We start from the raw sequence: 19,452 nt of genomic DNA, 5'->3' as shown, positions 1-19,452 counted from the left end.
ATGAACGCTATTCTCTATGCCCTGCGCGATCTGGACAAGATGCGCACCTTCCTGTTCTGGTATTGGCTCATTAGCCCCTTTGTCTTCTTCTTCTATCAGTATTCTGCGTCCTCTATCAGTGGTGCAGGTTTGCAGGAGATGCTGAATCAGCCAGAAATTGCACTGTCCTTCTTGGGGGCATGTATGTCGTTGATTATGGCGGGTCTGCTCAAGGGCGCTGAAAGTGAAAATGAGGTCACCGAAAAAACCTTCGGTATCTTCGCTGTCGCCCAGCAACTCTTGGTGGGCAACATCCTTGGTTTCTTGCTCAGCTTCTTCTATGCGAGGGTGCTCTGGGACGCCGGGGGAGAACCTTTCGCGCCGCGTCTGCGCTGGGTGCTACTGGGCGGTATGGCACTGATTGGTTTGCTCAGCCTTCTCACGGTGGTTGGAAATATCAACATGTTCCTCAACCGTTAAGCAGCCCCGGTTGCGCGGCCCGGTTATTGAGCGGGTCACCTAGCAACTATCATGGTAAACAAAGCAGAAGACCCGTTGAAAGCTAGAGAATTTCAGTGAACGAGCCGCAGGCACCATCCACCACCCCAGCTGACCAGGCAACCCAGCAGAGTTCACCCTGGTCTCACGGTCCGGTTGCAGCCGAACAGCCCCAAGAGGCTGCTCCTCACCCTCTAGATTACCCGCACAGTTCGGAAGGCGACGCCGAGGTGCGCGCCGGGCTTGATGCGTGGGCTGAGCAGATGGAAATCTACACTGGCCCAGATGCCATGCTGGACTTCAACGAGGTTGACTACGTTCATATTGACCTCACAGATGCCAACTCATCCGGTGTAGCCCAGATGTTCATGGGGCGCAAAACCCGCCTCTCCACCATTCTGCGGGATAAAGAAAAACGCGAAGCTGGAATGGTAGCTGCCCGGGCGTTGCGCACCAAAATTTTTGAGCTCAGTGTTGAGCACGGCCTAGATGCCGGGTATTTTGTGGCCGGGACAGCGTCCTGGCTCTCCCACGATGTGCGTGAAGATGGCATGGTGTCCGAAAAACGTTTCATCGCCCCCATTCTCATGGCGCCTCTGTCAATCACTCCGCACCCCAACGGTGATGACTTTGAGGTAAAACTAACCGGCGCGGCTCAGCTCAACCCGGCTATGGTACGCCAGATCAAAAAAGAATACAGTGTTGACCTGGGCACCATGGATGTAGCTCAACTGGCTAACTCCATGCGAAAGCTTGATCCTGAGCCGGTCATCGAACGGATGCGTATCAGCACCGCTGGAGTGCCGGGTATGACGATCCGATCTAACTACTTCATTTCTACCTTTGCTGACCTTAAAGAAAGCACGGGCGAGCTACCTGCAACCGCGCATACCGATCTGGTGAGAGAGGTAGCGAGGCTCAAGCTGAACCCTCTCGAAAAACCTTTTGTTGCGCCCATTCAGAACACGCGTGAACCCGTCGATACGCGTGATTTGAGCAGCGACCTGCTCATTTTCGATGCGGACTCAGCCCAGCAGGAGGTCATTGACCTGGCATACCTGGGGCACTCTTTCACCGTAACCTGCGCACCGGGCACAGATCAGTTGCGCACCGCTATCAACGTGGCAGCTTCGTTGATGAATGAGGGTAAATCGGTGCTGATGGTGGGCGAAAAGCGCTCGACCCTGGCTGATGTGAGGGAGCTAGTTGAGCAAGCTGGGCTTGATGACCTCTGCTTTGATGTGCTCTCTGAAAAGGACGCCGAAGCCAACCGCAACGAGTTTATTCAGGCGGTTATCCGCAACGAAAACAGTGCCGTGCCCAACCTCAGCAAAACCTTCACAGAGCTAGAAGAAACCCGGGCCAAACTCAGGGGTCACACCCAGTCTCTGCGGTTTACCGAGTCCCGCTGGGGCTGCTCTGTCTACGAGACACTGCAAACCCTGGCCGCGCTCACCGCCCAGCACCCGGCTCCTTCAACCCACGTCCGTTTGGACCGCTCCACCATGGACGCCCTGACCCAGCGCACCGCCACGGCACAGAAGCTACAGCGTCTTGCGGGGCTGGGCGGTTTTGACCCTTCAACTCGCGCATCAGCCTGGCACCGTGCCAAGCTGGTGAACACCGATGAGACCGCTGCCGCCCATGAGCTCGCTCAGAACCTGAGCGAATCTCTAGCGAGCCTGCGCGCTAAAATGCGTTTGATGGCCGATGAAGCGGGCATCAAAGAGGGCGCCACCATGGAGCAATGGCATGCCCAGCTCGACCTCTTTGAACGCATCTCAGATACCCTGACCCGTTTCAGCCCCGATATTTTTGACCGCCCCGTCACCGACCTCATCGCAGCAACAGCCACCGGCTCCTGGCGGCGTGAACACGGCGTTGATATGTCGAGTATGCAACGTTCCCGCCTGCGTAAGGTTGCCAAAGAATATATCCTCCCCGGCGTGAGTATCGGAGATGTTCACGAGCAACTGTTTGTGGTTCAGAGCCAGCGCGAGGAATGGATGCGCTGGGTCACCGACCAGCGAGTGCCCACCGTCCCCGACAACCTGGGGGAGCTTCAGACCGCCTACCTACGCCTTCAGGAAGAATTTGTCGGGCTAGCGATCGTTCTTGAAGATTCGCCTCAGGGCACGGACTTCGGCAACACCGAGCTTAGCGTTTTAGAGAACCGGCTTGCGGCTCTCATCAATGAAGAGAAACTATTACACACCCTGCCTGAACGGGTTGACCTTCTCACAGAGCTTCAAGACGCAGGGCTCACCGAGCTGCTCAGAGACTTCTATGAGCGTCAAGTCCCAGAAGATGCGCTGGCTGCCGAACTCGAATTAGCTTGGTGGCAGACAGCCCTTGAAATGATGCTTCAGTCGCACGAGATTGAGATTCTCGATGGCGCGACTCTACGAGAGCTCGAAACGACCTTCCGCCGCGCCGACTATTCCTTCGTCTCATCTGGTAGCGCCAGGCTACACTCCAACCTGGCTGAGCTATGGAAGCAGCGTATTGAGAGCGACGAACACGGCGCAGCCTACCTGCGCAGTCAACTACGCGGTCACCGGTTCGAGCTGATGCAACTGCTGGAACAAGCCGGATCTATGGCGACCAGCCTGTTACCTCTCTGGCTGACCAGCCCCTTCGCGCTGTCTCGCAGCGTCCCCACCACGATGCGGTTTGACGCAGTGATTCTCTTGGACGCTGAATCAACCCCTTTGGCCGCTAACCTGCCCGCTCTCACTCGCGCTGAACAGGTGATAGCGCTCGGCGACCCGCACAGCGGTTTCCCCACTCCCTTCATGGTCTCAGCGGTGACCCGCAACCTGCCAGCACCCAAGCAACAGAGCATGGTGAGCACCTTTGATGCGCTCTCACAAACCCTGCCCTCTCGCTCGCTGGCAATGGTTAACAGGGCCCTTGACCCTGCTCTCTTCACCTACCTCAATGAGCATTTCTATGAAGATAAGCTCATCAGCTACCCCTGGGGCGAAGATATTACCGAGGGCGCCCAAGCCCTCACCGTTGAGGTAGTGAAGACCGAGGGTAAAATCTCGGATAACGCCAACCTCGATTCACCCAGCCCAGAAGTCCAACGAGCTGCAGAGCTGGTGATTGAGCACGCCTACCGCACCCCTCAGCAAAGCCTGGCGGTAGTGACAGCTACACCGCGCCATGCCCAACGGATTGCTGCAGCGGTGCGGGACCTACTGGTTCAGTACCCCCAGTTCGCGAGCTTTTTTGCTCCCGGAGAAGAACCTTTCAGAGTCGTGGATCTCACCCGAGCTGCCGACATAGAACGCGACGTCATTATTTTTGCTCTCGGTGCTGGCAAGACTTCCCGCGGAGCATCCCACCACTTTGGTGCCCTCTCAGAACGCGGCGGGCGTCAAAAATTTGTGCTCGCCCTGACCAGAGCTAGGCACCTTACCCGCATGCTGACTTGCCTAACCCCCGAAGACCTGGACCCCCAGCGCCTGGAGCAGGGAGCCTTCGATATCTACCGCCTGTTGCTGGCCTACCGTAAAGACAGGGACGCAAAGGCAGAGCAAGCAATCACCGCACCCATCACCGATAAACTGCCGGTCAACGAATTCTTGCGACACGATGACCTCGATGCCATCGACATGGGGGACTGGCTACTGAGCGACCTCGTGCGCAGGCTGGGTGCCCAGGGCGTTACACTCCACGAAGTGGACAATGATGTGATGTCCTTAGTGCTGACCGGCGATGACGAGTCCTTGATCGCTGGAGCGGTTGCCAGCCCCCGCGCTCGCAAGCAGCAGCAGAACGGTGAGGTGACTCCGCGCCGGGTTCCCCTGGCCGTCATCTCAGATGGTACTGATGCCTATGCAAAGATGAGCGTCCGCGAACGAACCCGACTACTGCCCGAGCTACTTGCTCGCACCGGCTGGAACCATATGACCGGTTGGACCATTGAGGTCTTTACCGACCCAGAGGCAGTGGTTAAGCGTATGAGCCGCTACGTGGGTGTAGAACACGAGGGCAAATAGATGGTTACGCCGGATCATACAGAAGCTGGCAGCGACAGCTATTCAGCTACACCCCGCCGCAGGCGCGGTAATCGGCGTGCCACCGGTGGTTCACCCTTCACCGGTGCGGAGCCCAAATTGGCTGGTTTAGACCCCACTAACGCTCAGGGTGGGGAGGGCGACTCGAGGGATAAGCGAGATGCCTGGCTTAAAGAGCAACGCCCCCCGCACTACCAGAACCGGGTCTGAAACTGGTATGCGAGGGGCGCAGGGTCTCTAGCCCCTATTTTCCCTTGTCGTTGGCGTAGAACCCTGAGCCCTTAAAGACAACACCCACCTGGCCGAACTTCTTGCGAAGCGTCTCCTGCTTACATTCGGGGCAGGTGCGAAGGGCGTCCTCGGTGAAGGACTGATGCTGTTCAAAAACGTGGTCACAGCTTTTGCATTGATAAACGTAAACGGGCACGGGTGCTCCTTGCGATGGTGGTGTCTGTGTCAATCAAAGAGTTATTCTACCGGCTCGCTGGAGCCAGCTTTTCCTAAGCAGTAAACCCCGCTTTCAGTGAGGACGTAGCTTAGGCGGGCGTCCCAATGATCGGCTGGAACCTTGGTGAGGATTTCGCGTTCAAAGGCTACGCCCACCGTGGAGCGGCTACGGGTGCTGTTCCCCAGCTCTTCTAGGAGACGGTCGTAGTAGCCCCCGCCTTGACCCAGGCGCCTACCGGTCACGTCATAGGCAAGAGCAGGGACGAGGCGTAAGTCTGCTTCAAGAAAAGCGGAGGAGGTCAGCTCCTCGCCCAGGGGCTCTTCTATACCCAAAGCATTAGTAGACATAGCTGCACCCGGCGTCCACCGCACCCACGATAGCTGGTGATGTGGAAGGACTCTGGGGACCAGAATGGTGTGGCCACGGGCGACAAGTTTCCCCAGAGCTTTTTTGATGGGGGGTTCTGAACCCAATGGCAAGAAGGCAGCTACGGTGAGGTGAGCAGAGGAAGAGCCCACCTCAGCCTCTATTGCTCTAATGAACCCCTGAGCTGTTTGTTGCGATGCAGGGAACCGTTGGCGCATTTTTCGTATATGGAATCTCAACAGGTGCTTATCGTGCGCAGTCTTTCCTGAGAGATTTGTAGTTTGTATGGGGGACATCGCGGGAGCTCAACCTTCCTATTTCGTAGACACTTCAGCCAGAAATCTTCATACTGTGCTCGCCCCCACGGGCTATTAGGCACCATTGTTAGGTATTCTGAACGTTATGACTGAACAAAAATCACTCACCGTGACCAAAGCAGTAATTCCTGCTGCTGGTCTCGGCACTCGCTTTCTGCCCGCAACCAAGGCTACTCCTAAAGAGATGCTACCTGTGGTTGATCGTCCCGCTATCCAGTATGTTGTAGAGGAAGCTGTTCGTGCCGGCCTCGACGATGTCTTGATGATTACTGGCCGCAACAAGCGTGCTCTTGAAGATCACTTCGACCGCGTACCCGGTCTTGAGCAGCAGCTCTCAGATCAAGGGAAGGACGCACTGCTGAAGAGCGTCGAGGATTCAAACGATTTGGGCGAAATTCATTACGTTCGACAGGGTGACCCCAAGGGGCTGGGCCATGCTGTTCTGCGCGGTAAGGTGCATGTGGGTAACGAGCCTTTCGCTGTACTGCTGGGCGATGACCTGATCGATGAGAAGGAAGACCTCCTTTCCACTATGGTGGCTGTGCAGCAGAAGACCGGTGGGTCTGTCGTAGCACTGATGGAGGTCCCCGAGGATCAGATTTCAGCGTACGGTTGCGCAGCGGTTGAAGAAGTTGCTGGTGAAGACGGTTTCGTTAAGGTGACCGGTCTTGTAGAGAAGCCTGCTCGTGAAGAGGCTCCTTCAAACCTGGCAATTATCGGGCGCTATGTCCTCTCACCCAAGGTATTCGAAGTACTGGAAAAGACCGAGCCTGGCCGCGGTGACGAGATTCAGCTGACCGATGCTCTGCAGACCCTAGCTCAGGGGCAGGGCGAAGGCGAAGGTGTCTACGGTGTTGTCTTCAAGGGACGCCGTTTTGATACCGGCGATAAGCTCTCTTATCTGAAGGCTAACGTGATTCTGGCTGCTGAAAACGATGACCTCGGCGAAGATCTGCGCCAGTGGATCAAGGAATTTGCTGCTGAAATCTAAGCTTCACTTAAGCGAATAGACGATGGTGCTCCCCGCTCTCTAAAGAGAGTGAGGCGCACCATTTCTGTATCCGGTACATAAAATATTCCCCGTCACTTCTGCGGTACAATAAGGCAGATAGATTTTCAGCTAATGAGAGGGGCAAACTGTGGCACTTTTGAGTACTTCGGGCGTTATTGTCACTCTTTGCATTCTCTTAGGGCTATATATCGTCACAGGACGTAACTCTAGGGCGAAATCTAGAGCTCCGTTCGGTGCAGAAATCTATGCTGAAGACGTTCTAGAAGACGCCGTTCTGGAGGCAATTGAGCATCAGGACACAGACGGTAGCCTCCAGCCCTCGGCGGATTCTGCACCTGCACCCTCAGCCCTTAGCGCTTCCTCGCCCCGAGTTTCGGTGGGCAAACGTGGCCGCCTGGCTATATTTGGCGGGGCTGTTTTCTTGCTTTTAGGCGCCGTAATAACGGCTCTCGTGGCAGCTTTTGGCGCGGTCAATTGGTGGCTTCCTGTATTTTTCCTGGCGTTTTCGGCGCTCATGCTGGGGCTTCTACGTTTTTGGGCTGTGCAAGATCGTAATAGGTCACGTAGCCTATCTGCTCTTTACCGTTCTGAAAGCCATGTTGCGTATGGTCCAAAGCCCAGCCGCGATGTTTCAGCGGAACTTAAGCATGCCCCGCAGGTCACTGAACGGAGCAGGCAAGCTCTCCCGGTTAACCACGCTGTAAAAGCTCTGCGGGCAGCGCGCACTCAGCATGTACCCCGCAGGGCTCCCATTGAGCCTCTACCCCTAACAGCTTCGGGTGAGGCGCCCGCCCGCCTGCGTCTGGACGATGAACTGCCCAATAGCGGTTGGCGCCCCGTAGAAGTGCCGCGACCCACCTATTTGGACGCCCCTGTGGTCCACACGGTGACTCCTGAGCCACTGCAGCGCGACACAGCACCGAAGAGCCGTAGCAAGACTCTGGCTCAAGCAGCTAGCTTTGACCTCGACGATGTATTACGCCGACGTCGAGCCTAAAACAATTCATTTTTCGCTCAGCGCCCACTCTCTTGGAAGAGAGCCGGGGCGCTGAGTACTCTTAAGGCGTATCATGCTTGCTTCCTGGCGTGATGAACATGTCTACCTCCCACTGCGAAGGGTTATATCCTATGGTGTCCCACCATCTTGAGATTGAGCGTAAATACGAGATGCCAGACGCTGGAGCTCCTATGCCTCAGCTGAGCTGGTCCATGAAGGAATTGGTGGGAGCCCCAACTGTCAGCGAACATCTGGATGCCACCTATTTCGATACCGAAACGCAGAGTCTGGGGCGCCATAAAATAGCTGTTCGCCGCCGTACCGGGGGGTATGACCAGGGATGGCACATTAAGTTCGACGCAGCGGGTGGGCGCCATGAAGTGGGCTTTGACCCCACGGATGATGCACTAGATGTGCCCGATAGGGTGACTGATTTTGTTCGGGCTGCCATTCTCGATGAGACCCTTGTGCCCAGGGTTTCTTTGACGACCGACCGTCAACGTACCGTTTTGTCTCTTGCAGGCACCGGCGATGTCGCTGAGATTTGTGAAGATAGCGTGAGAGCGGTGGACTATTCCACGGGAATACAAAGAACCTGGTGCGAGTGGGAAGTTGAGCTGCTGCCGGCAGCTGAAGAGAATGAAGAGCTGGCTCAAAAGGTTTTCTCAGAGGTGGAAACAGTGCTAACTGCTGCCGGTGCAGTACCTTCGCAGTCGAGTGCAAAAATTGCTCGGGCTCTGGGGCAGGACGCTGATTTTGAACGCAGGCTCAAGGGCGATAAGGGCGGCTCGCAGCCCTCTACGCAAGCTCCACGGGAAAAACGTAAGGGACGCGCGGGCACCACGGTCACCCTGCCCAGTTCTGCGCAGGTGCTCACCACCATCCTGACCAACCAAAGCCTAGCACTGGTACAAGCTGACCTTCTGCTGAAAGCCGGTGTGCAGGACGCAACCCACCGCGGCCGTATCGCTGCCAGGCAGCTACGCAGCACCATTAAGTACATGGTGCGCCCCTACGCTAAAAGCCCAGAGGTGGATGAGCACCTAGCTGAGCTTACCCGCGAACTGAAGTATTATGCTGAGGTGTTCGAGACCAACCGCAATGGGGAGCTGCTGGCTGACATGCTGGCTGAGCGGGGGAACCCTGCTGCCGGGGATCTCTCTCATCTGACTGGCCGCGCCCAAGAACAGATGCAGGTGGGGACTCAAGAAGCTCTCACTTACAGCGCTTCAGCTCGCCGACTAGCGGTGCAGAGAGAACTAGGGGCACTGATCGCTGATGTGACGATGAGCGCTGATCTGCCCCTTAACAGCGAAAACTATCTCAATAAAGTAGCTAAGCGCCTGCGTAAGGGCATTCTGAAAACCTATGAAGCGCACCCTGGGGGAGAAGCCGGGGTGGAGGCCGACGAGTCCTGGCACGATATCCGCAAGATGGTTAAGGCAGCTCGCTACACCTTAGATTCCTGTCAGGTCGCTGGCTTACCCCTGACTGAGGACCAGTCCAACATGCTGAGTATGACCAAAGAGCTGCAGAGTCACCTAGGCCGTCTCACCGATGAAATGACCTTTACCGCTTGGCTTTCTGGCGGCGCACCGCAGGCCCCGGAGAGCGAGAAGCCTTCCTATCTCTACCTGCAGGGCTACAGCGATGGGCAGGCAGACCTGGTGAGGGGCGAACTGCAAGAGAAAGTTCCAGCTGCGATGAAGGAACTGAAACAGCTCAAATTGAAGTAGCTAGCTAGCCTGGAGGCGTCATAAAGAGTAAGGCGGAGGTACCTGAGGTACCTCCGCCTTGCATCACACACAGGAAGAAGAAAAATCTTCGACACCTTCTAGCTACGTTGCTTCCCACAAGCTCAGCAACTATTTGGTAATAAAAATATAACCTAATTAAGTGCTCTTTGGCTAGCTTTACGAGATATTAATTTTGGTTTGCCTGATTTAAGAGTAAGGATTACCTAATTATGGGTGGGTGAAGCTCTTGAGGTGTCCTGTCTAACGTCTTGCCCTAGAGCCGCCCGCAAGCCGGTAAACTTGAGCAAATGAGAGAATGGCTAGACACCCTGCACTGGAGCGCCGCTATTGGCTTCTTCTGGGCCGTTGGCGTCATTCGCACATCCATCATCTATTCGCTGGGGAGACTAGCTGCCGCAGGCGGACGTCATTCTCAGAAAATCGCACGCCTGATGCGCCACCCCGCCTATGTGCAAGCTAGAAGTTTTGTGAACCGCTGGGGCGTGCTTGCCGTCCCAGCCTGTTTTGTGACCGTAGGCTTTCAAACCGCCGTCATCATCACGACCGGCTTCACCCAGATGCCCCTCCTCCGCTGGATACCTGCCATGCTTCTCGGCACGCTCATCTGGGGCATCATCTATGGAACGGTCGGTATGGCAGTAGTGTGGGCATGGCTTGAAAATCCTATCATCGCCCTGGCCCTCATCGCCCTCCTGGGCGCAATCATCGTCTTCTATCGCCTCAACCAGCGGAAGCAAACTGCTGAAGCTCTCAAGAAAGTGGAAAAGCTGTGACTCTGAGCGAAGCTATCCTCAACCATCCGCACCTCCTCATTGACGAGGAAACTGCCCGCTACGAGCGCGTGGGCAAAGTCCCGGGCATCTGCATCGGTTTCGTGCCGGGAATTATGCCCGGTAAATGGTTCAATCGCTGGCAGCAACGCTACAGCGCGATAGCCCCTCTCACCGAGGTTGCGCTGGCAGAAGCCCGCGGCTTAGATGCTCTAGACGCCTTCGCCGACATGGTTATCCTGCGCGCCGAAGATGAGCCAGAGGCCCGCGACAAGAAAAAGTACCACGCCATCGAGCTCTACCGCGAGCAGCTGGTCGTACTTATGCCCAAGGAACACCTACTCACCGTTCTGGAGGAAGTGCCTCTTGCCGAGCTCGCCGAAGAATACCTACTGCAAGCTCCCGATGAGGTGCCTGAGTGGGCAGAAATCTCAGCAGATTACCGCGCTAACAACCCCCGCGAGCTACCCGAAATGCGCAACCGCAAGGACGCCGTTGAGCTTGTAGCAGCCGGCGTCGGACTAATGATCGCGCCCCTCTCAGTAGCCCGCTTCTACCACCGCAAAGACCTCACCCACCGCCCCCTCCAAGGCGCTGAAGAACGCCCCGTACTCCTCTGCTGGAAACGCCAACTCCGTGAAGACGACCGCGAAGCAATCCTGCAAGACTTCGTAGGCATCACCCGCGGACGTACCGCAGCCTCCAACCGCGGCAGCGACAGCAAAGAAGTAGCCCTGGAAAAACAGCGCCGCCAAAAAGAAGAAGCCAAACAAAAACGCCAAGCCGCCAACAAACGCCGCGAACTAGAAGACCGCAAAAAACGCAACGCCCGCAAAAACGGCAACATTCGCCAATACCAGGCTCAAAAAGGCGGGGCGGCAGGCCGCAATAAAAAGTAAGAAACAGGCATTGAAATGGCTTACACGTCGGCTTAGCTTCACACCTCCAGACCCCTCAAGCTCAAACAGTTCCTCGCTTCGCTTCGGAAAACTCGCAGTCGGGGTCGAAGGTGCTCCGCTCAAGCTACGACTTTTGAGCCATTTCCAAGCCCGCACGGGAGCCCGGAACCAGTCAGCAACTCAACTACTGTTGACTGTCTGCGGGAATAGTTTTCTTGGGAGGTGCTGACTGTTCTTCGGTCAGAATCACGGACTGGTTGGTGTGCGGCATACGGATGCCGCGGGCGTCCATCGCCTTCTTAAGCTCCTCACGCAGCTTGCGCCCCACCGAGAACTGGGCAGCAGGAGCAGTCTTGACCAGCAGGCGCAGCGTCACCGATTCGCCGGTAATGGTCTGCACGCCCAGGTACTCGGGCTTACCGGTCACATTGCCCTTAATACCGGGCTTCTGCAGGGCCTCAGAGGTAGCGTCCACCAGGAAATCTGCCATCTCGTCAATATCAGCGTCATAGGGGATGGGTAAGTCCACCACGGTGCGTGCCCAGCCCTGGGACGAGTTACCCACCCTCAGAATCTCACCGTTGCGCACATGCCAGAGGGTGCCTTCCAAGTCGCGCACCTGGGTGGTCCGCAGACCCACGGCCTCTACCTCACCAGAGGCTTCGCCCAAGTCCACCCAGTCCCCGATACCCAGCTGATCCTCAGCGACAATGAAGATGCCGGACAAGAAATCCTTGACCAAAGACTGAGCACCAAACGACAGGGCCACGCCCACTACGCCCGCTGAGGCAATCACCGGGGCAATGTTGAAGCCCAGTTCGGCGATAATCATGACAATCATAACCGTCCAAATCATGATAGAAGCCACTGACCTCAGCACGGACCCAACGGTCTGTGCGCGCTGGGACTGGCGGGCACTAGACAGCGCGGTGTCGGTCTTCCACCTGCTGCCCCGCCTCTTTTTGGGGGAGGCCTCTACCACCCGTGACTGTGTGCCCCGGGTAATCGAACTGGTGACCTTACGGATGACCAGCCGCACCATGGCATGCAAAATCAGCCCAATCAACACAATCATGATGATGCGCAAAGGAGCACCCAACCAGAAATCAAAGCTGGCTAGACGCAACAGAAAATCACTTGCGCTCTGGGCGCCCTCACTCAAGGAAAGGGTAACCAAGGAAATCAGTGAAATACTCATGACTCACGAGCTTAGTGCCTGAAACTGAAAAGATCGGCAAAAGAGAAAAGCCCCGGAAGCTACACTGGATGAGAAGGAAAGGAGCCCGCCCTATGCCACTTGTCATGGATACTAGACCTGCAGCCTACGCCGTGGTGATCCGCGACGGATGCCTCCTACTGTCCCGGTGGGTTCCTCACATTCCCGGTATGAAACCGGGCTGGACGCTACCCGGTGGCGGCATGGATCCTGGCGAACAACCCTCAGACACAGCCGTACGCGAGGTTTTTGAAGAAACTGGCTACACCATTGAACTGAAGCAACTACTGGGAGTGCACGCCGGTTACTTCGAGCCGGAAAACGGCTCAACCCGCCCTTTCTGTGCCCTGCGCACCGTTTACCGAGCTGAGGTCACAGGGGGCGAGTTAACCTACGAGGTGGACGGATCCACCGACCTAGCTGCCTGGGTGCCGCTCGCTGAACTTGATCAGCACTTCTGCTACAGCGCCGTAGAAGAAGCCGCAAAGATGCTGGGCTTCGACACCCTGGAATCGATGGCAGCCCACTACCGTTCAACCCACCAGCCGTAGAGACCTAGAGAAGAGAAGGCCACCCATGACAACCGCTTTTTTCACCGCTCCCCGCCGCACATCTCTAGCAGCGACGCTGGCGCTCACCTGCCTCGCACTAACGAGTTGCGTCTCTGGCCCTTCCGAACAAAGTGCTGAACATACCGCGACCCCCACCAGCGCCACCAGCGCCACCATCCGCATCGGAACCGGTATCACCCCAGAAACCCGCCACGCCGCCCACCTCTACGCTGCTGCCCTTGAACGGGCTGGCTACAGTGTCGAAGTAACAGAAACAGGTGCGACCCGCGAAGAGCTCTTCGAGTCCATGGGAATTGATACCGACTCACTTGCTACCGCCGACCCCAGCGCCACCGAACCAGCAGAGGGCCGCATTCACCTTACCCCTGATCTCTCCGGTGACCTGCTGCTCCACCTCACTGATGACGGCAAAATCAGCCCCACCGAACTCGAAGAGAACAGACAAAACGCCCGCATCACCCCCAGCGAATTACCGACTAGCGCCAGCCCCCAACCAACAGACACTCCGGCTGGCCCCACCCCCTCCGCCTCACCTAGCCCCACCGCGCCACCCCTCAACGTCCGCGGGCTTAGCAGCAGTGACATCATCAGCTACGTGCAAAAATCATTGCCCGAAACGGTTAAGACGCTCGATTCATCAGCTGCCACCAACCGCTACGGGTACGCCATTACCTCAGCGACCGCCCAAAAATACGGCATCAGAAATATGGAGGATCTAGGAGAGCACTGCAAGGAGCTAGCCTTTACCGTGGCCCCCACCTTCACCACTAACCCCGCCGGTGCCGCGTCCTTGGACACCTACTACGGCTGCACACCCGGTAAAACCATAGAAAACGATGATAGGAGCTCACGCACCTGGCAACTCATCACTGCCCAAGCTCAGGTCGCCTACCTCTACAGCACCAGCTCAGACATTAAGCGCAACAATCTCACCCTGCTCGATGACCCCCAGGGCACCCAACTTGCTCAAAACATCATCCCCCTCACCCGAGCTGGGGAAATACCCGAAGACGCCCAAAACATCATCAACGGTGTCTCCTCCCAACTCGATACCCCCTCACTAGAACGCCTCGAAACTCTCACCACCGGTGAAAACCCCATTTCAGAAACAGACGCCGCGAATTTCTGGCTCGAGAGCGTAAAGGAGTAATCTGGGGCGTATGGAGTTCAAGCAATCAAAAAAACTGGCAAACGTTCTGTACGATATTCGCGGTCCCATCCTCGAAGAGGCCCAGCGCATGGAAGCGCGCGGCCACCGCATCCTCAAACTCAATATCGGCAACCCAGCCCCCTTTGGCTTTGAAGCTCCCGAAACCATCATGATGGACATCATCGAGCACCTGCCCGAAACCCAGGGCTACTCAGACTCCCGCGGGCTCTACTCAGCACGCACCGCCATCGTTCAGTACTACCAGAACGAAGGCATCATGAACATCACCACCGATGATGTCTACCTGGGCAACGGCGTCTCAGAACTCATCCCCATGACTCTGCAAGCCATGCTCGACCACGGCGACGAAATCCTCGTGCCCTCACCGGACTACCCCCTATGGACCGCTTCAACCCAGCTGGCAGGCGGCACCCCCGTGCACTACCACTGCGATGAAGAGAACAACTGGTACCCGGACATCGAAGACATCAAGTCCAAAATCACCCCCAAGACCCGCGGCATCGTTGTCATCAACCCCAACAACCCCACCGGCGCCGTCTACTCCCGCGAAATCCTGCAACAAATCGTAGACCTGGCAAAGGAACACCAGCTGGTCATCTTCGCCGATGAAATCTACGAAAAAATCACCTACGATGGCGCTGAAATGGTGCACATTTCATCACTCGCAGGTGACGACGTCCTCTGCCTCACCTTCTCCGGGCTCTCCAAGGCCTACCGTGTAGCAGGCTACCGAGCAGGCTGGGTCGCCATCTCCGGCCCCAAACTGGCCGCCGCCCCCTATATCGAAGGCATCAACCTCCTCGCCAACATGCGCCTCTGTGCCAACGTGCCCGCCCAACACGCCGTGCAAACAGCGCTCGGTGGCTACCAGTCCATCAATGACCTCATCCTGCCCGGCGGCCGCCTCAAAGAGCAGCGCGACCTCTCCTACAAGATGCTCAACGACATGGACGGCATCACCGTCAACCAGGCAGAAGGCGCCCTCTACCTCTTTCCCAAGATCGACACCGACAAGTTCAACATCACCAGTGATGAGAAATTCATGCTCGATCTGCTACGCGAACAGAAAATCCTGCTCTCGCACGGCACCGCCTTTAACTGGGACAAACCCGACCACTTCCGCCTGGTCTTCCTACCCGACACCCGCACCCTCAAGGACGCCCTGGAACGCCTGGGCAACTTCCTCAGCGACTACAAGCAGCAGTAAGGGAAGCGCGACAGAGGGGGAGGCGGCAACAGACGTACTCGTAGCCAGCTGACCCTCTCGAGGCTCGCGCGGGGCGCTCGCCTCGATTAACGCCAGCCCCGACCAGCCGGCTACGAGTACGCCTGCTACCCACCCCCCCGTCAACTGGCGCCACACCCCAACCAAACGTAGCTACTGGGTGGCGTCCTTGCGGGCGGCATCCAGCTTCGCCTGGGCACCATCCAGCCAAGCCTCGCACCGTTGGGCTAGCTGTTCCCCACGCTCCCACAGGGCGATGCTCTCTTCCAGGTTGGTGGCACCAGATTCCATGCGACTCACCGTCTGTAACAGTTCTTCGCGTGCCTGCTCGTAGGTCAGCTGGTCAACGGGGGTGGCGTTGAGGGTGGTGGTGAATTCGATATCTTTGCTCATAATCTTCTTCTCTCGTTCTGGGAAATGTTAGTGGTTGGTGGGGTGAATGTGGGTGACGGTTGCATCCAAAGAGCCGGTTGCCGCGCGCACATTCACGGTATCGCCGGGGGAAAGCAGAGTAGCGTCCCGCACTAATTGCCCGGCTTCGGTTTGCATGAGCACGTAACCGCGCTCAAGGGTCTGCTGGGGTGAAAGAGCCGTGACGCGAGCACGCAGCTGGGCTACCTCGTCGCGAGAACGCACCACCCGCTGGCTCACCGCAGCCCGGGCACGGGTACGCAGCCTCTCTAGATCTTCAGCCCTTGCCAGCAGAGCAGAGGCAGGGTCAGCCAGTACCGGGCGGCTGCGGAGCTGGGCTAACCCAAAGCGCTCGCGTTCCACCCACTGGGTGACTGACCGCTCTAACTGGGCACGGATTTGGGTGAACATGAGGCGCTCCTCAGCAACATCGGGCACGATGCGCTTGCCGGCATCCGTTGGGGTGGATGCACGCAGGTCAGCCACATGGTCCATAAGTGGTGAGTCAGCCTCGTGCCCGATCGCTGAGACCACCGGGGTCTGTGCAGCAGCTACAGCCCGCACCATTACCTCTTCCGAGAAGGGCAGAAGATCTTCAAAAGAACCACCGCCGCGAGCAATCACAATGACATCGACCTCAGGGTGGGCATCCAGCTCAGCTAAGGCAGCGGTGACCTGCGAGACCGCATTGACACCCTGAACCGCGACCTCACGAATCTCAAACTGGACGGCGGGCCAGCGCAAACTGGTGTTGCGCACAACGTCCTTGAGAGCGTCCGAATCTCTACCGGTAATCAAACCGATACGGTGGGGGAGCAGGGGCAGCTGCTTTTTGCGGCGGGCATCGAAGAGCCCCTCAGACTGAAGCTTGGCACGCAACTGCTCGATGCGCTCCAGCATAGACCCAACACCTACCGGCTTGATGTTGGAACCCTGCATCGACAGTCGCCCGGTTTTCACCCAGTAGTTGGGCTTGAGCTGTAGCACCACTCGGGAGCCGCGATCAATCTGACCGGCTACCTTAGCCATCTCAGAACCCCACACGGTGACCGAGACAGAAACTTCCTGATCAACATCGCGCAGGGTCACATAAGAAACCCGCCCGCGGTTGTTAAGCTCGATGACCTGCCCCTCCACCCAGGTGGGTACACAGCGGGCGATATAGTCGTGCATTTTGTTGGACAGCAGATGCAGCGGCCAGGGGTTTTCAGGGCTGGTCTGCCCAGCCGTGGGGGCCAACTGTCTCGGTTGCTGGGGCTGCTCCTGCAAAGCCTGAAGCTGCGCCAGAGTGGGTTCAGCAAATTCGTTCATGCTTCTATTTCTAGCACCCCTGGCTGACATTTTAGGTGCCCCTAGAGCCTGCCGTGGTAAAAAGTGCCGGTAAGTTCACGTCGGCACCCTAAGGCAAAACCCAGCTGAAGACGCTAGTATGCTCAGCATGGGCACAGAGAACCGGGGCGCAGACCCCACGCAGAAACTCCCAGATTACGGGGACGGGAGCTGGACTAACCCCCAGGTCGCTGCCGATAACAGGCGCTACCTGGAGCAGCAAGAGGCGCAGCAGGCAGCACTCTACCCTGCGCAGCCCTACCAGTCGCAGCCTGTTAGCCCTTATCAGCACAATCAACCTGCGCCCGGGGGCAGCTACCGGGATCCCGGCTACCAGCCTGCGCAACGACGCCCCGCCCCGGCGTCCTACCGTGCTCTGCCTGCCCGTAAGCCGGTACTGAGCCTGACCCGCCGCTTTATCTGCATTCTGCTCATGCCCCTGGCACTACTGGTGGGGCTTACCTCAGCTCTGGCTTACTGGGCTGACACCACCCTGGTAGAAACCCAAAACTTCACTGAACTGACCAGCTCCCTGGCAACTGACCCCGATTTTCAGCAATCGCTGAGTAGCTCGGTGACCGACGATGTTATGAGTTCCGACGCCATCGCCACCTATCTGGGCGACGGCAACAGCACCGCTTGGTACGGGGACGTGCAGAACTGGCTCTACGATCGCACCCACACCATTGTCAGCGATGCAACCACCGGGGCCATCACCTCAGAGAACTTTCAAACCCTCTGGCTAGAGGTCATCAATGACACTCACTCCTATAACTTCTCAGGTGAAAGCCGCCCAGCGGTGCTGGACCTTTCAGCAATTTACGATCAGGCCGGTGATTCAGTGAACAATTCGCTGGGGTTCACCATCGATACCAGCACCCTTCCCGGACGCACCGTTCCACTAGATAACGGGCAGGGGAGCTACCCCATCAATAGTGCTATCAACACCCTCATTAGGTTTTCTGATTCTTGGCAGCTCCTGCTCGCAGCAGCAGCGGTGATAGCAGCACTCAGCTTTCTGCTCTGGCCCGGTAACCGCTTTGCACACCTGGCTTTTGCAGCCCTCTCGGCAGCGGCGATGCTCTGGCTGGCAGGTCTTGTGGGGGGCGGGCTTTCCCTCACCTCGGGCATTAGCCTGCCCGCCAGTCCCACCGCAGTACTCTTCCTGCAAAGTATTGCTGAGAAACTCACGGCATCCTACGAAGACCTGCATTACCGCCTGGCCGGCTACGCCCTCATTGCGACCCTAGCCCTCACCCTGTTGGCTATTCTCTCAGCGATACTGCGCGCCACTGCGAGAGCCACCACAGCACACACCCGCTAAGACCACGTAGGATAGAAAGCATGTCCACAGCAGAGAAGACCATTGAACTCGGCCTGCCCACCGTACCCCGTGCGCGCAAGCCCCGCGAAGTAATTGAAGCCGCCGCACCCACCGACACCAAAAAAGTACTGCTGGCAGCCCCCCGCGGCTACTGCGCCGGTGTTGACCGCGCCGTCATCGCCGTTGAAAAAGCCCTGGACCACTACGGTGCCCCGGTCTATGTGCGCAAGCAAATTGTGCACAACCGCCACGTGGTAGAAACCCTCGAAGCCCAGGGAGCTATCTTTGTGGACGAGGTAGATGAAGTCCCCGAAGGATCGGTCACCGTCTTCTCAGCCCACGGCGTCTCACCGGCTGTTATCGCCGAGTCAGAAGACCGCCAGCTCAACACCATCGATGCCACCTGCCCGCTGGTCTCCAAGGTGCACCGTGAGGCCGTGCGCTTTGCCAAGCAGGACTACGACATCCTTCTCATCGGTCACGAAGGCCACGAAGAGGTTGAGGGCACCGCGGGTGAGGCCCCCGATCACGTTCAGATCGTCAACTCACCCGATGAAGTGGACAAGGTGACCGTACGCGACCCTGAAAAGGTTGTCTGGATTTCACAGACCACCCTGTCCGTGGATGAAACCCTGGAGACCGTTGCCCGTCTCAAGGAACGTTTCCCCACTCTGCAGGACCCGCCCAGCGATGATATCTGCTACGCCACCTCCAACCGCCAGGGTGCTATCAAGGAAATCGCACCCCAGGCTGACCTGGTGATTGTGGTTGGCTCAACCAACTCGTCCAACTCGGTACGCCTCATGGAAGTCGCCCTGGAATACGGTGCTAAGGCCTCCTACCTGGTGGACTACGCCAACGAGGTTGATGAAACCTGGTTTGAGGGCGTCACCACCGTGGGCGTTACCTCTGGTGCGTCGGTGCCCGAGGTTCTGGTGCAGGACGTGCTGCGTCTGCTGGCTGACTACGGTTACGAGGATGTCCAGCCGGTTGAAACCGCTAAGGAAGACATTCTCTTCTCCCTGCCCAAGGAACTGCGCTCAGCCCTTAAGAATGACACCGGCGCCCCCGCCATGCGCCTGGGCGGGCGAGGCGAAAAGCCCAACCGCTAAAGTCTGAACATCAAAAGTGACCCT

17 protein-coding genes are annotated in these 19,452 nt (G+C 57.5%); 12 read left to right on the top strand and 5 right to left on the bottom strand.

Translation table 11 applies throughout. The features are described from left to right. Together L6990_RS01000 and L6990_RS00995 are read left to right on the top strand one after the other, a co-directional pair. Window positions 1–459, top strand: coding sequence for a cell shape determination protein CcmA (locus tag L6990_RS01000; RefSeq protein WP_237202212.1), 459 nt, complete (start codon window positions 1–3; stop codon window positions 457–459). Between the two features lie 95 nt (window positions 460–554). After that, window positions 555–4,484 carry a DEAD/DEAH box helicase gene (locus L6990_RS00995; RefSeq protein WP_237202211.1) on the top strand — a complete coding sequence of 1,310 codons (3,930 nt, stop codon included), beginning with the start codon at window positions 555–557 and terminating at the stop codon, window positions 4,482–4,484. 262 nt (window positions 4,485–4,746) lie between these two features. Here L6990_RS00995 and L6990_RS00990 read toward each other — a convergent pair whose 3' ends face one another. Together L6990_RS00990 and L6990_RS00985 are read right to left on the bottom strand one after the other, a co-directional pair. Next, a complete protein-coding gene (locus tag L6990_RS00990) occupies window positions 4,747–4,929 on the bottom strand; it encodes an FmdB family zinc ribbon protein (protein ID WP_237202210.1) in 183 nt (60 codons plus the stop codon). Between the two features lie 41 nt (window positions 4,930–4,970). Continuing rightward, the gene (locus L6990_RS00985; RefSeq protein WP_272879250.1) at window positions 4,971–5,612 is read right to left on the bottom strand and encodes a 5-formyltetrahydrofolate cyclo-ligase; all 642 of its coding nucleotides are present in this window, start codon (window positions 5,610–5,612) and stop codon (window positions 4,971–4,973) included. A 106-nt stretch (window positions 5,613–5,718) separates the two neighbouring features. On the opposite strand from L6990_RS00985, the gene galU reads away from it, so the two are divergent. From galU to L6990_RS00960, 5 genes are all read left to right on the top strand, one after another. Continuing rightward, window positions 5,719–6,624 (top strand): UTP--glucose-1-phosphate uridylyltransferase GalU, encoded by a 906-nt coding sequence (gene galU / locus L6990_RS00980; protein ID WP_237202208.1) that lies wholly within the window; start codon window positions 5,719–5,721, stop codon window positions 6,622–6,624. A 148-nt stretch (window positions 6,625–6,772) separates the two neighbouring features. Continuing rightward, the gene (locus tag L6990_RS00975; RefSeq protein WP_237202207.1) at window positions 6,773–7,642 is read left to right on the top strand and encodes a hypothetical protein; all 870 of its coding nucleotides are present in this window, start codon (window positions 6,773–6,775) and stop codon (window positions 7,640–7,642) included. Between the two features lie 131 nt (window positions 7,643–7,773). Then, on the top strand, window positions 7,774–9,378 hold the full coding sequence (locus L6990_RS00970) for a CYTH and CHAD domain-containing protein (protein ID WP_237202206.1): 1,605 nt from the start codon (window positions 7,774–7,776) through the stop codon (window positions 9,376–9,378). Between the two features lie 308 nt (window positions 9,379–9,686). Next, window positions 9,687–10,172 (top strand): DedA family protein, encoded by a 486-nt coding sequence (locus L6990_RS00965; protein ID WP_237202205.1) that lies wholly within the window; start codon window positions 9,687–9,689, stop codon window positions 10,170–10,172. Continuing rightward, window positions 10,169–11,068 (top strand): LysR substrate-binding domain-containing protein, encoded by a 900-nt coding sequence (locus L6990_RS00960; RefSeq protein WP_237202204.1) that lies wholly within the window; start codon window positions 10,169–10,171, stop codon window positions 11,066–11,068. Before L6990_RS00965 ends, L6990_RS00960 begins: the two co-directional genes overlap by 4 nt. A gap of 184 nt (window positions 11,069–11,252) precedes the next feature. Here the strand turns inward: L6990_RS00960 and L6990_RS00955 are convergent, their stop codons facing one another. Further along, window positions 11,253–12,266: a mechanosensitive ion channel family protein gene (locus L6990_RS00955; RefSeq protein ID WP_237202203.1), complete on the bottom strand. Its 1,014-nt coding sequence runs from the start codon at window positions 12,264–12,266 to the stop codon at window positions 11,253–11,255. 92 nt (window positions 12,267–12,358) lie between these two features. On the opposite strand from L6990_RS00955, the gene L6990_RS00950 reads away from it, so the two are divergent. From L6990_RS00950 to L6990_RS00940, 3 genes are read left to right on the top strand one after another with little or no spacing between them, the layout of a single operon-like run. Further along, complete coding sequence (locus tag L6990_RS00950) at window positions 12,359–12,835, top strand: NUDIX hydrolase (protein ID WP_237202202.1); 477 nt, start codon at window positions 12,359–12,361, stop codon at window positions 12,833–12,835. 25 nt (window positions 12,836–12,860) lie between these two features. Next, window positions 12,861–14,006, top strand: a complete 1,146-nt coding sequence (locus L6990_RS00945; RefSeq protein WP_237202201.1) for a glycine betaine ABC transporter substrate-binding protein — start codon at window positions 12,861–12,863, stop codon at window positions 14,004–14,006. Window positions 14,007–14,016: 10 nt separating this feature from the next. Next, window positions 14,017–15,234, top strand: a complete 1,218-nt coding sequence (locus tag L6990_RS00940) for a pyridoxal phosphate-dependent aminotransferase (protein WP_237202200.1) — start codon at window positions 14,017–14,019, stop codon at window positions 15,232–15,234. A 171-nt stretch (window positions 15,235–15,405) separates the two neighbouring features. On the opposite strand, the gene L6990_RS00935 is transcribed toward L6990_RS00940, so the two are convergent. Together L6990_RS00935 and xseA are read right to left on the bottom strand one after the other, a co-directional pair. Beyond that, window positions 15,406–15,645: an exodeoxyribonuclease VII small subunit gene (locus tag L6990_RS00935; protein WP_237202199.1), complete on the bottom strand. Its 240-nt coding sequence runs from the start codon at window positions 15,643–15,645 to the stop codon at window positions 15,406–15,408. A 27-nt stretch (window positions 15,646–15,672) separates the two neighbouring features. Then, a complete protein-coding gene (gene xseA, locus L6990_RS00930) occupies window positions 15,673–16,974 on the bottom strand; it encodes an exodeoxyribonuclease VII large subunit (RefSeq protein WP_237202198.1) in 1,302 nt (433 codons plus the stop codon). 127 nt (window positions 16,975–17,101) lie between these two features. On the opposite strand from xseA, the gene L6990_RS00925 reads away from it, so the two are divergent. Both L6990_RS00925 and L6990_RS00920 read left to right on the top strand, forming a co-directional pair. Continuing rightward, window positions 17,102–18,316, top strand: a complete 1,215-nt coding sequence (locus L6990_RS00925) for a hypothetical protein (RefSeq protein ID WP_237202197.1) — start codon at window positions 17,102–17,104, stop codon at window positions 18,314–18,316. Window positions 18,317–18,336: 20 nt separating this feature from the next. Beyond that, window positions 18,337–19,428 carry a 4-hydroxy-3-methylbut-2-enyl diphosphate reductase gene (locus tag L6990_RS00920; protein WP_237202196.1) on the top strand — a complete coding sequence of 364 codons (1,092 nt, stop codon included), beginning with the start codon at window positions 18,337–18,339 and terminating at the stop codon, window positions 19,426–19,428. The last annotated feature ends 24 nt before the right edge of the window (window positions 19,429–19,452 follow it).

This window comes from Rothia endophytica (assembly GCF_928381505.1).
Lineage (GTDB): Bacteria > Actinomycetota > Actinomycetes > Actinomycetales > Micrococcaceae > Rothia > Rothia endophytica_A.
Note: the sequence above shows the minus strand (reverse complement) of the source record. Positions and strands in the feature narration are given on the sequence as shown.